12 protein-coding genes are annotated in these 13,025 nt (G+C 53.2%); all 12 read left to right on the top strand.

What is annotated here, in order from left to right:
- Positions 1–139: 139 nt before the first annotated feature.
- The 12 genes from DWX59_RS02950 (at position 140) to DWX59_RS02890 (ending at position 13,021) form a co-directional block, all read left to right on the top strand.
- Positions 140–1,141 carry a PdxA family dehydrogenase gene (locus tag DWX59_RS02950; RefSeq protein WP_117556106.1) on the top strand — a complete coding sequence of 334 codons (1,002 nt, stop codon included), beginning with the start codon at positions 140–142 and terminating at the stop codon, positions 1,139–1,141.
- A 22-nt stretch (positions 1,142–1,163) separates the two neighbouring features.
- Positions 1,164–1,613, top strand: a complete 450-nt coding sequence (locus DWX59_RS02945) for a tripartite tricarboxylate transporter TctB family protein (protein WP_117556104.1) — start codon at positions 1,164–1,166, stop codon at positions 1,611–1,613.
- A gap of 17 nt (positions 1,614–1,630) precedes the next feature.
- Positions 1,631–3,139, top strand: a complete 1,509-nt coding sequence (locus DWX59_RS02940; protein WP_117556102.1) for a tripartite tricarboxylate transporter permease — start codon at positions 1,631–1,633, stop codon at positions 3,137–3,139.
- A 36-nt stretch (positions 3,140–3,175) separates the two neighbouring features.
- On the top strand, positions 3,176–4,165 hold the full coding sequence (locus DWX59_RS02935; protein WP_117556100.1) for a Bug family tripartite tricarboxylate transporter substrate binding protein: 990 nt from the start codon (positions 3,176–3,178) through the stop codon (positions 4,163–4,165).
- A 425-nt stretch (positions 4,166–4,590) separates the two neighbouring features.
- A complete protein-coding gene (locus DWX59_RS02930) occupies positions 4,591–5,445 on the top strand; it encodes a sugar phosphate isomerase/epimerase family protein (RefSeq protein ID WP_117556098.1) in 855 nt (284 codons plus the stop codon).
- Positions 5,442–6,107, top strand: a complete 666-nt coding sequence (locus tag DWX59_RS02925) for an aspartate/glutamate racemase family protein (protein WP_117556095.1) — start codon at positions 5,442–5,444, stop codon at positions 6,105–6,107. The genes DWX59_RS02930 and DWX59_RS02925 overlap by 4 nt, the downstream gene beginning before the upstream one ends.
- Positions 6,104–7,051: a transketolase gene (locus DWX59_RS02920; protein WP_235844889.1), complete on the top strand. Its 948-nt coding sequence runs from the start codon at positions 6,104–6,106 to the stop codon at positions 7,049–7,051. Before DWX59_RS02925 ends, DWX59_RS02920 begins: the two co-directional genes overlap by 4 nt.
- Positions 7,051–7,986 carry a transketolase family protein gene (locus DWX59_RS02910; protein WP_117556093.1) on the top strand — a complete coding sequence of 312 codons (936 nt, stop codon included), beginning with the start codon at positions 7,051–7,053 and terminating at the stop codon, positions 7,984–7,986. The genes DWX59_RS02920 and DWX59_RS02910 overlap by 1 nt, the downstream gene beginning before the upstream one ends.
- A 55-nt stretch (positions 7,987–8,041) precedes the next feature.
- On the top strand, positions 8,042–8,953 hold the full coding sequence (locus DWX59_RS02905) for a sugar phosphate isomerase/epimerase family protein (protein WP_117556091.1): 912 nt from the start codon (positions 8,042–8,044) through the stop codon (positions 8,951–8,953).
- 69 nt (positions 8,954–9,022) lie between these two features.
- Complete coding sequence (locus DWX59_RS02900; RefSeq protein ID WP_117556089.1) at positions 9,023–9,925, top strand: sugar phosphate isomerase/epimerase family protein; 903 nt, start codon at positions 9,023–9,025, stop codon at positions 9,923–9,925.
- A gap of 29 nt (positions 9,926–9,954) precedes the next feature.
- Positions 9,955–10,914, top strand: coding sequence for a D-2-hydroxyacid dehydrogenase (locus DWX59_RS02895; RefSeq protein WP_117556088.1), 960 nt, complete (start codon positions 9,955–9,957; stop codon positions 10,912–10,914).
- A 196-nt stretch (positions 10,915–11,110) separates the two neighbouring features.
- Positions 11,111–13,021: a sigma 54-interacting transcriptional regulator gene (locus DWX59_RS02890; RefSeq protein ID WP_117556086.1), complete on the top strand. Its 1,911-nt coding sequence runs from the start codon at positions 11,111–11,113 to the stop codon at positions 13,019–13,021.
- The last annotated feature ends 4 nt before the right edge of the window (positions 13,022–13,025 follow it).

Here is a 13,025-nt window from a genome sequence, read left to right as displayed (position 1 = left end):
ATATACAGAATACACAACGCAGTTAAGGGATAAAACAGGTTGGATGTAAGAAATCAATCCTTTTGAAAAAGTTGGCACGGTATTTGCTTAATAATATTGACATGAAAGCAAAAGTAAAATCAAAAGGAAGGATGATTATATGAACAGAAAACCAATATTAGGAATACTCCTGGGAGATGGAGCCGGGGTGGGTGCTGAAATCATAGCAAAGCTTGCAGCATCCGGGTTTTATGAGGAATACTGCCGTCCGGTGGTGATTGGGGATGTAAGGATATTTGAGCGGGGCGCTGATGTCTGCGGGCTGGAAATCCCCATGCAGGTGATTGGGAAGGTGGAGGACGCGGACTGGAATCAGGGCATCCCCGTGCTGGACCAAAAGGATTTAGACCCTCAGGAAGTGCCCTATGGGCAGATACATATAAAAAGCGGTCAGGCCTGCCTGGACATGCTGAGGACTGCCATCGGGCTTTACCTGGAAGAGAAGATTGACGGATTCTGTTTTGCGCCGTTAAACAAGCAGGCCATGATTAAGGCCGGATGCCCCTTTGAAAGTGAACATCATTACATGGCCCACCTGTTTAACCATACAGAGCCTTTTGGGGAAATCAATGTTCTGGGGGATTTGTGGACCACACGGACAACCAGCCATATCCCTATCAGCCAGGTGAGCCGGAACCTGACGGAAGAAACCATCATGAGGGCTGTGCGCCTTGCCAATGTGTCCCTGAAGAATTCAGGAATTGAAAAGCCAAGGCTTGCCCTGGCAGCCCTCAATCCACATTGCGGCGAGGGCGGCAAATGCGGACGGGAGGAGATTGATGTTATCGGGCCTGTTATTGAAAAGGCCAGGGAAATGGGGATTGATGCCAATGGCCCGTTCCCTTCAGATATATTGTTTATCAAAGCATTTAACGGGGATTTTGACGGCGTGGTGACCATGTACCATGACCAGGGGCAGATTGCGCTGAAGCTGAAGGGGTTTGACCAGGGAATCACCATTGCCGGCGGGCTTCCGGCGCCCATTGTCACCTGTGCACACGGAACTGCCTATGACATAGCAGGCAAGGGGATTGTAAAAACCTCTGCATTTGAAAATGCAGTGAAAATGGCGGCAAGGATGGCCAACCACCTGAGGGGATAATGGATAGAAAAGGGAGGTTTATATGAAGAGGATAGGGACGAAACAGATTGTACCGCTGGTGCTTGCTGTATTTGCAGTGGTATTTGCAGTGATTGGTTTCGCACAGCTAGGGTTCTGGAGCCATGTGGATGGTCCGCAGCCGGGCTTTTTCCCGGCCATCATGGCCATTGTCATGTTCCTGACCAGTATTGTTTCTTTTTTTCAGTCATTGAAGGATAAGGAAGCTGCCAGATATGAGAGGAATGAACTTTTAGTCATTGCGGGAGGCGCGGGGATTATAGTGGGAAGTTATATCATCGGCCTTCTTCCAAGCTGCTATCTGTTCATCATATTATGGCTGAAGGTGTTTGAACATACAAGCTGGAAGGATACGGTGATTGTGCTGGCTGTCTGTGTGGCGATTTCCGTGGGCGTGTTCCGCCTGTGGCTGGGGGTATATTTCCCCATGGGCCTGCTGGATTACATATTATAGGAGAGGAGCAATCGAAAATGGAAAATATAGAACTGTTGTTAGGAGGCTTTTCCACCCTGTTTACGTTCAGCAACATAGGCGCCGCCATGCTGGGCGCTGTCCTGGGACTGATAGTGGGCGCCATGCCCGGCATCGGAAGCCTTGCAGGCATTGCCCTGCTGCTGCCCCTTACCTATAAGTTCAACCCCACCACTGCAATCATCATGCTGGGGGCGCTCTATTATTCCAATATGTACGGCGGTGCATTCAGCGCTATCCTGCTGAACATACCCGGGGACTCCCCGGCCATCTGTACGGCCATGGACGGTTATCCCATGGCAGCCAAGAAAAAACGGCCGGGCCAGGCGCTGTTTACTGCCAACATGGCTTCTTTTATCGGAGGGACCATCGGTATCATCATCCTGACGTTCACAGGTCCTGCCCTGGCCAATGTGGGCCTTAAGTTTGGTCCTTCGGAAATGACGGCCCTTCTGTTTATTGCCATGACCTCCATCAGCTGGCTGGTGGGTGAGAACCCCATAAAAGGTGTTGTCATCACCATGCTGGGAATCCTTCTGGCAAGCATGGGGATGGACACCCTGTCCGGTTCGCCAAGATATGATTTTGGCAGTATGTATCTGCTGGGCGGCATTCCGTTTACACCGTTCATCATCGGAACCGTTGGATTTTCCCAGGTCATCAACCTGGTAATGGAAAGAGGGGCGGACACAAAGGCGAACAGGGATGTAAAACTGACAATCCGGGGAAGCCTTCTGACCAGGCATGATTTTAAACGGCTCCTGCCCCCGTCCATACGCTCCGGACTCATGGGTACATTTGTGGGTGTGCTCCCGGGAGCAGGCGCGACCACAGGCGCTTTCATGGGGTATGCGGCCCAGAAGAAGTTTAAGAGCGAGGAGGAGTTAGGGACAGGCGCCATTGAGGGGATTGCTGCCAGTGAGGCGGCAAACAATGCGGCGGCGGCAGGAGCATTTGCGCCATTGCTGGCCCTTGGAATCCCGGGAAGCGGAACAGGCGCTGTATTGTTAGGCGGACTTATGATGTGGGGGCTGAATCCAGGGCCGCTGCTGTTTACCAATGAACCGGAGTTCACGTGGGGGCTGATAGCATCCCTGTTCCTGTCCAATATATTTACCCTGATTGTATCCATTGCCGTGATTCCGTTCCTGATAAAGATACTGTCCGTACCGGTGAAGTTCATGATACCCATCATCATCACGGTGTGCGTGGTGGGGTCCTACAGCTCAAGCTATTCCATGTACGGAGTGATTGTGATGTTCCTGTCCGGAGTCCTGGGGTATATCCTTACAAAGAGCGGGTTCCCCACAGCGCCCATGCTGCTTTCCTTTGTACTTGCAAAGCTTCTGGAATCCAATATGCGCAAGGCATTCATTATCTCCGGAGGCAGCCTGGACATTTTCTTTACAAGACCGATTACATGCGTACTGATGCTTATATTCATGGCATTTATATTTACACCTGTCATAAAAGCAGTTTGGAAGAAATCCAGATCGGCAAAGGCCTGATGGCTTTATCATAATAATATTAGGAGGGTTAACAAAATGAAAAAAAGGAGTATTTTACTGACAGCGGCCTTGATGGCGGCAGCGGCGCTTGTGACAGGATGCGGGGAAGGCAGCGGCAGCGGCGGGCCCTTTGAGCCAAAGGATAACATTAACTGGATTGTCACCTCCAGCCCGGGCGGCGGCAGTGATATCTATACAAGAATGATATCTGACATTATGACCAAGGAAAATCTTGTAAATGGACAGACCATCATTGTTACAAACAAGACAGACGGAAGCGGTGAGATAGGAAGGAATGAAGTGGCCAACACAAAGGGTAAGAAGGCGGATTATACCCTTTTGACCTTTAACAGCGGGGATCTGATGCCCATGGTGCAGAACACGAAGAACCGCTCCTCCAACTTTAGGATCCTGGCCATCCTGGCAGTGGATAAACAGCTTATCTTCAAGGGCGACCACACAAAATATGCGGATTTCAGCCAGGCCGTAGAGGCGGCCAAGAGCGGTACAAAGGTAGTAATCGGCGGTTCCAAGGGTGATGATATCGCTACCTATGACGCCCTGATAGCAGAGCTGGGAATCAGCAAGGATGTCATGTCCTATATCACGTACGATTCCACAGGCGATGCCATTACGGCAGCCCTGGGAGGCCACATTGAATTTGTCATCTCCAAACCCGCGGCTGCCACGGAGTATGTGGCTGCAGGTTCGTTAATTCCGGTCCTGGCCCTGTCCACGGAGCGTTACACCGGCAACCTGGCCGATGCCCCGACCCTCAGTGAAATCGGTGATTATGAAAATGTGGAAGTACCTGTATGGCGCGGCGTGGCAGCACCGGCCGACATGAGTGATTCAGCGGCCGCATTCTGGAGTGAACAGCTTAAAAAGGTGTCTGAGACAGATGCCTGGAAGACGGATTACCTGGAGAAAAACAAACTGATTGGTAACTATATGGATATGGCGGCCGCAACAGAGTATGTGACTGCCTATGAAAAAGAATATATGGAGAGTATTGGCGTTCAGTAAGGTTTGGCATGGCAGCAGGTTTTATGCTGGCGCCATAATATATATGGAAGATAAAAGTCACGGGCAGGGAACGGATGGTCAGTTCCCTGCCCATGGCTTTTGTATTTTTATTCCGTGATGGGCCCGCTTCTGGCAGGACACAATGGCATTTTAATGGAGTTTCATGGGAAATGGATGGGGTGAAACATCATGAAACATTTGAAAGCCATATATGGGAAACAAAACGAAACGTTTATGAAACATATCACAGATGAAACAAGGGCTGTGGCTGTATTTGGACAGGAATATTTCAATTCCCAGGGGATTCATTCCGCTTTATCAATGGATGGACGGGCAGGGAAGGTTGGCACGTTTCTTGCTCTTTAAATAGGTCAGAAAGGCATTGCCAAAAAAATGCCGGACATTATGGAAGGAGGATAAGCAAGATGAAATTATGTTATCAGGCAGCCACCCCGGACGTGGCCATTGCTGATTCCGTCACAGCCTACCAGGGGACGCTGGACCAAAGCTTTGGCGGCCTGTCCAGGCTTGGATATGATGGCGTGGAGCTTATGACGCTGAATCCCGGAGCCCTTGACTGGAAGGAAGTGAAGCAGACAGCTGATAAATACGGGCTGAACGTTGTCCTGGTGTGTACAGGGGAAATATTCGGGCAGCTGGGGCTGAGTTATACAAGTCCGGTGGAAGACAACCGCAGGGAGGCCATCCGCAGAAGCAAGGAAATCATTGACTTTGCCAGTTACCTTGGCGCCAATATCAATATCGGCAGGGTGCGGGGACAGTACTGCGGACAGCTCTCACGTGAGGAGACCGAGGAACTGGCAGTTCATGCATTCCGGGAGCTGGCAGATTATGGGGCGCCTAAGAACGTGAAGATTGCATTGGAAACAGTGACCATCATGCAGACCAATTTCATCAATACGCTGGCAGAGGCCGCGGACATGGTGGAGCGGGTAAACAGGCCCAACTTCAGGCTGATGATGGATGTTTTCCATCTGAACCTGGAGGAAAAGGACCTGTATGAAGCCATCAGGAAGTACAGTCCCTACAACATCCATGTACACCTGGCTGACAACAACCGCCGCTATCCCGGCCAATGCGGGCTGGATTTTGAGAAAATCCTTACCACTTTTAAGGAATGCGGTTATGATGGGAATTTCTGTACGGAAATATTCCAGCTTCCGTCCATGGAGGAAGCCGCCAGGGGCGCCATGGCATGTCTGGGACCGGCTGCGGAACGGGTTTATGGAAGAAAAGCAGCAGACAGGAGGGATACATGAAACGTATCGCATTGATCCACACGGTAAAGAGCGTGGCGGTAAGCTTTGAGGAGATGGTAAGGAAGGGCGTTGGCCGGGAGGTGAAAGTACATAACCTGTGGGATGATTTTCTGGCTGACAATCCCAATGAAACCGGCGAGTTTACGGCAGACAACAGGAACCGGCTGTTTCTGGACATCAAGGCCCAGGAACTGACCGGGGCGGACCTGATTGTTACCACCTGTTCCACCCTGACCCCGGCAGTGGAGATGATCCGGCCCTTCATCAAGGTCCCGGTCATTGCCATTGACGACGCCATGGCGAAAAAAGGCATTACATATGGGGACCGTGTGCTGGTGATGGCAACAGCGGGAAGTACGGTGGGCCCCACGGTATCAAAGCTTCAGAGGGAAGGGGAAATGGCCGGGCGGCAGCTTTCCATTGACACCTGTGTGTGCGCAGAGGCATTTATGGCCCTGAAAGCCATGGACATGGAACTGCACGACCGTATCCTTAAGGAAAAGGCGGGAACCCTTCCTGCCTATGACTGTATTGTGCTGGCCCAGGCATCCATGGCCCACCTGGAGGAGGAGATAGGGGCCGTTACCGGGTGTCCGGTCCTTACCAGCCCCAGGCTGTGCGTAGAGGAAATCAAGAACAAGTTGGAGGAAATAAGACAATGACAAATGAAAGAAAAGAGGAATTAGAGCTGCTGTGCAGCCGGTTCAGGAACCAGCTCATTGATCTGCTTCACAGCATCCAGACCGGGCATCCGGGCGGTTCCCTGTCCTGTACGGAACTGTTGACCGCCCTGTACTTTGAGATAATGAATGTGGATCCGGAACATCCGGATATGGAGGGAAGGGACCGTCTGGTGCTCTCCAAAGGCCACGCGGCCCCCATGCTGTACCTGGCCCTGGCTGAAAAGGGCTTCTTCCCCAGGGAAGAATTAAAGAACCTGCGGCGCATTGACAGCATGCTCCAGGGGCATCCCTGCGTCCACAAAACACCGGGAGTGGAGCTGTCCACCGGCCCCCTTGGCCTGGGGCTGTCGGCAGGGCTTGGCATGGCACTGTCCGCAAGAATAAAAGGACAGGATTCCTATACTTATGTTATTATGGGAGATGGGGAAATACAGGAAGGCTGTGTCTGGGAAGCAGCCATGTCCGCATCAAAATTCAAGGCTGACCATCTGATTGGCATTCTGGACAACAACGGGGTGCAGCTGGACGGAACCCTGGAAGAAATCATGCCCATGGGGGATATCCGGGCAAAATGGGAGGCATTTGGCTGGAACGTAATCCCCTGCGACGGACATGATGTGGCGGATATCTGCAGGGCGGTTAAGGAGGCAAAGGCCGCAGCCGGGGCGGACGCCGGGACAGATGCCGGGGCGGTTGCCGGGACCGATGCCGGGGCGGACGCCGGGACCGATGCCGGGACCGATGCCGGGGCAGGAACCGGGGCGGACGGCAGACGGCTGCCGGGAAGGCCGGCCCTGATCCTGGCGGCAACCGTAAAGGGCAAAGGCATTTCCTTTATGGAGGGCAGGAACACATGGCATGGAAAGGCCATTAACGATGAGGAATATGCCAGGGCAAAGGCAGAATTAGGAGGTGCTCGGTAATGGGGGAAATGATAGCAATCCGCGATGCATACGGCGCGGCGTTAAAGGAACTGGGGGAACAGGTTCCCAATATTGTGTGCCTGGAGGCAGACGTGGCTTCTTCCACCAAAAGCGGTATATTCGGGAAGGCATTTCCGGAGCGGTATTTTAACGTGGGCATCAGCGAGCTTAACATGGTGTCCATGGCAGCCGGGTTTGCCAGGGAAGGGATGATTCCCTATGTAAATACCTTTGCGGTTTTCATGACCACCAGGGGAGCGGACCCCATCCAGAGCCTGATTGCCTATGACAACCTGAATGTGAAACTGTGCGGCACCTACTGCGGCCTGTCGGACTCCTATGACGGGGCCAGCCACCAGGCCATTACGGACCTGGCCTTTGTGCGGTCCATTCCCAACCTGACCGTTGTCACGGTGGCGGACGCGGCGGAGACAAGGAAGGCCGTATTTGCCCTGGCAGGACACCGGGGACCGGTGTACCTCAGGCTCAGCAGGGCGGAGGCGCCTGTAATTTATCAGCCTGACATGGAGTTTGAGATCGGGAAGGGGATTACGGTAAGGGAAGGCGGGGATGTGACCATCATTACCACGGGAACCGTCCTTCACAAGGCCATTCAGGCAGCGGACCTTTTAGGGGCAGAGGGTATCCGGGCAACGGTGGTGGATATGCACACCATCAAGCCTATTGACCGGAATCTGGTCATAGAGTGCGCAGGACGCACAGGAGCCATTGTCACGGTGGAGGAACACAGTATTTACGGCGGCCTGGGCAGCGCGGTGGCAGAGGTGCTGGCAGAACACATGCCCGTGCCCATGGAGCGGATCGGAGCCGTTGATTTTGCGGAGTCAGGGGACTATGAGGCGCTGCTGGCAAAGTATGGATACAGTCCAGAGGCCATTGCGGATAAGTGCAGGGCTGTCATGAAGCGCAGATAGACCGGCGGCCCGGCATCAAAGCGCCGGCTGGGAAATGCCAAAAGGAGGTACGGATATGGAACAATCCATGAGAAGGTTCATGAAAGTGGGACTGGTCCTTCATGCTGCCTACAGAGGCCTGGGGGACGGAGGCGGCCCCATACTTGAATGCCTCGGCAAGGTGGTGCAGGATGACTACTTTGACGCGGTGGAGGTGGCCCACATCCACGACCCGGATGTCAGAAGGGCGGCGGCAGGGCTTATACGGACAGGACATATGGTCTCTGCCTATGGCGGGCAGGGACGCACGCTGTCCGCGGGCCTGAACCTGAATGACCTTGATGAAGGGGGAAGGCAAAAGGCGGTGGACACCCTGAAGGAAGGAATTGACGAGGCATATGAACTGGGCTGCGCAGGATTTTCCTTCCTGTCAGGCAGGTACTGTGAGGAGACAAAGGAACAGTCCTTTTGCCAGCTTATTAAATCCACCAGGGAGTTGTGCGCCCATGCGCGGGATAAGGGAGACATGCCCATCTGCTGTGAGGTGTTTGATTACGATATTGACAAGAAAGCCCTCATAGGGCCTGCGCCCCTGGCGGCCAGATATGCAGGCATCATCAGGGAGGAGTTTGGGAACTTCGGACTGCTGGCAGATTTAAGCCACATTCCCATGATACATGAGACAATAGAGGAGAGCATCCTGCCGGTAAAGGATTATATCATCCACGCCCATATGGGCAATACGGTCATTAAAAGCCCGGACTGTGAGGCATATGGTGACAACCATCCAAGGTTCGGGTTCCCGGACAGTGAAAATGACGTAAATGAGCTGGCAGGGTATCTGAGGCTGCTGCTGAAAACCGGTTTCCTTAATGAGAAGACCCGGCCCATTGTCAGCTTTGAGGTAAAACCGTGGAAGGATGAACCGTCGGAGGCAGTGATTGCCAATGCAAAACGCACCTTGAACCTGGCCTGGGAGCTGGTATAAGGGACGGTGGATCAGTACATGGCAGATTTTAATATAAAAATTTAAATAGAAATAGGAGGATTTTGACCGATGAAAGACCCGATTCAGAAATATTTTCAGGTGGGGACCATTCAGTGGATGACCCATCCCCCGGTGGATTACCCCCTGCTTGAATCCGTTAAGGCCATTTGCTGCGATGAATATTTCAGCGCGCTGGAAATTACCCATATCGAGGACCAGGAGACCAGGGATAAGGTAAAGGACATGCTGGCCCAGGGCCATATGAAGGTGTGTTATGGCGCCCAGCCCCGCCTGCTGGGGCCAAAGCTGAATCCCAATGACCTTAATGAGGAAGGCAGGAAAAAGGCCGAGGCAGTGCTCATTGACTCTGTTAATGAAGCTCAGTATATGGGGGCTGGAGGGATTGCATTCCTGGCAGGAAAATGGGAGCCTGAGACAAAAGAACAGGCGTATGCCCAGCTGCTTAAGACCACCAGGGCCGTATGCAGCCATGCCGCATCCCTGGGAATGACGGTGGAACTGGAGGTGTTTGATTTTGACATGGATAAGGCTGCCCTTATCGGACCAGCGCCCTATGCGGCCAGGTTTGCAGCGGACATGCGCACTACCCATAATAACTTCGGGCTGCTGGTGGACCTGTCCCATTTCCCCACCACATACGAGACATCCAGATTTGTGATCCGGACCCTCCGCCCATATATCACCCACCTGCACATCGGCAATGCCGTTGTAAAGGAAGGCTGCCAGGCATACGGGGACCAGCATCCCAGGTTCGGTTTCCCGGAAAGCGCCAATGACACGGAGCAGCTGGCTGATTTCTTTACCGTATTAAAGGAAGAGGGATTTTTCAGCAAGGAAAATCCATATGTACTGTCGCTGGAAGTAAAGCCATGGGCCAATGAGGACGGGGATATCATCCTCGCCGGCACAAAGCGTGTGATTAACCGCGCCTGGGCACTGGTAGAGGATTAACATAATTTCAATTGAGGAGGAACAGGAACATGAAAATTGTAGTATTGGACGGATATACAGAGAATCCCGGGGATTTAAGCTGGGAGGGGCTTGAGGCCCTTGGCTCCCTGACCGTGTATGACAGGACCCCGGCAGACAAGGTGGCGGAGCGGATTGGGGATGCCCAGGCCGTGTATACCAATAAAACGCCTATTACGGCAGAGACCATACGCCAGTGCCCCGGAATGAAATTTATCGGTGTCCTGGCAACCGGGTATAATGTGATTGATACGGCGGCTGCCAAGGAACAGGGCGTGGTGGTCTCCAACATCCCCACCTATGGGACGGATGCGGTGGCCCAGTATGCAATGGCCCTTCTTCTGGAGCTGTGCCATCATGTGGGCGAGCATTCCGACTGCGTCAAGGCAGGAGAGTGGACCCACAACCAGGACTGGTGTTTCTGGAAACATCCCCTGGTGGAGCTGGCGGGCAAGAACTTCGGCGTAATCGGCTTTGGAAGGATTGGCCAGAGGACGGCGCAGATTGCCCAGGCCTTTGGGATGAAGATACTGGCCTTTGACGAGTACCCCAACAAGGCCCTGGAAACAGAAAACTGCAGATACGTATCCCTGGACCAGCTGCTGGCCCAGTCGGATGTCATCAGCCTCCACTGCCCCCTGTTCCCGTCCACCCAGGGAATCATCAACAAAGACACCATTGCAAAGATGAAGGATGGGGTTAAGATCCTTAATACCTCAAGAGGCCCGCTGATTGTGGAGGAAGACCTGAAAGAAGCGTTAAACAGTGGAAAAGTAAGCGGGGCAGCCGTGGATGTGGTTTCCTCGGAACCCATCAGGGAAGATAATCCCCTCTTGGGCGCCAAAAACATGATCATAACACCCCACATTGCCTGGGCGCCAAGGGAATCCAGGCAGAGGCTCATGGATATCGCGGTGGATAACCTGCGCCGGTTTGTGGATGGGAAGCCACAGAATGTGGTGAACCGTTGACGGATGAAAGGCGTCCAATGAAAGGCGTCCGATAAAAGGCAGCGGACAAAAAGGGCAGAAAAAGGCTGCAGGCTGCCATCTGCAGACACGAAAACGTAAGTACACGGATGTACTCAATTATGATATAATGTTCACGTTGGCATGGTCTCATAGTTGGGTACATTTTTGCGTGAAGGGAACAGGAGGAAGACAGTCAATGGTTACGATACGTATGTTCATACCGTATTTGAATATGAAAAACAGGTTTGAGGCAGCTGTCAGCCGGGTCCAGGGCCAGGATGATATAAGGATTGAGCTGCTTCATGTGTTCGGGACCCCTGAATCCCTGTCCTGCCATGGAGACGCGGAAATCCTGGTGGCCAGGGGCATGACATATGACAGGCTGGTCTCCCTGTTTCCGCAGAAGCATGTGGTGGAAATACAGCTGTCCAGCTTTGATATCCTGGAGGCGCTTATAAAGGCCAGGCAGGAGTTTTCGCCAAAGAAGATTGCGCTGTGTGTCCGCTACATGGACAACGGCGCCGTGACAGAACTTGAGCGCCTGTGCCAGGCTGAGATTAAATACTATGCAATCCACGATGAGGCTTCCACCCTGGAGGCCATCCATATGGCAAAGGAAAGCGGGGCAGACGTTTTCGTGGGGGCAGGCACCATGTGCGGGCTCTGTGACAAGGAGAACCTGAGGCGGGTCCATATCCACACCAAGGATATTGCCATTGACCAGGCCCTGAGACAGGCCATGGACGCGGCCAGGACCATTAATATGGAAAGGGCCAGGTTCAACATGACCAGCGCCATCCTTAATACCAGTTCCGATGCCCTGGTGGCCGTCAATGCAGCCGGCCGGATCCAGGCCCTGAATAACCAGGCATACAGGACATTCCACCTGTCCACCAGGATGGATTTCACGGGATGTCCTGTGGCGGCTGTCTGTTCCGCCTTCAAGTGGCAGGACGTTGTGGAGAACGGAAGGGAAAAGGAAGAAATCATCCAGTGGGAGGACAGGAAGCTTTACACGGAGTATAAACCCGTGGTGGTGGATAAGATGGGCAAAGGAGCCATCATCGTGGTGCGCTATACGGAGCAGATCATGGAGGCTGAGACAAAGATTCGCCACAGCCTTGTGAGACAGGGACTTACCGCAAAGTATTCCTTTGATGATATCATTGGCTCCAGCCAGGCAATCCGGGAGGATATCCTTATGGCAAAGCGCTATAGCAGGGTGGATTCCAATGTGCTGATTGTGGGGGAGACAGGAACCGGCAAGGAGCTGTTCGCCCACAGCATCCACAGGGAGAGCAGGAGGAATGCGGAACCCTTTGTGGCCTTAAACTGCGCGGCCCTGCCTGAAAACCTGCTGGAAAGCGAATTGTTCGGATATGAACCGGGCGCATTTTCCGGGGCATCCAAAAACGGTAAGGCCGGCCTGTTTGAACTGGCGCACAAAGGGACCATTTTCCTGGATGAAATCGGGGAAATACCGACTGCGCTCCAGGCCAAGCTTCTGCGCGTGCTTCAGGAAAAGGAAATCCGCCGCATTGGAAGCAGCCGCCTTCAGCCGGTAGACGTAAGGGTGATTTCGGCCACCAATATTAACATCGAGGAAAAAATCCGGGAGGGGAGGTTCCGGGCAGACCTGTATTACAGGCTGAACCTGTTGGATATCACCATTCCTCCTCTCAGGGAGCGGTCCGGGGACATCCAGGAAATGGTGGACTTTTATCTGACCAGGTTTGCCTGTGAGATGGGAAAACCCATACCCAAGCTGTCCCAGGAGTCGGCCCAGTGCCTGATAAATTACCAATGGCCCGGCAATGTGCGCGAGCTTCGCAATATCTGCGAGCGTCTGGTAGTGCTCAGCGATTCCCAGGAAATCGGGCTAAAGGAGATACAGATGCTTAAAATCTTCCGCCCTGGGGAAAACACGGCTCCTGCCGGGCAGAAAACAGCCAGGAGCCAGCCCCCTGAACCGGAGGACCTATATTCATCCCTGAAACCCAGAAAGAAAAAACAGGATATTGCCAGGGAACTGGGGGTCAGCAGGACAACCCTGTGGCGCATGGAGCGGATGGCAAAAGAAAAGAATGAAAAAAACCAGCCCCTGTAAAATG

Source organism: Enterocloster aldenensis, from assembly GCF_003434055.1.
Taxonomy (GTDB): domain Bacteria; phylum Bacillota; class Clostridia; order Lachnospirales; family Lachnospiraceae; genus Enterocloster; species Enterocloster aldenensis.
The sequence above is the reverse complement of the archived record's forward strand: the minus strand, read 5'-3'. Positions and strand labels throughout refer to the sequence as shown.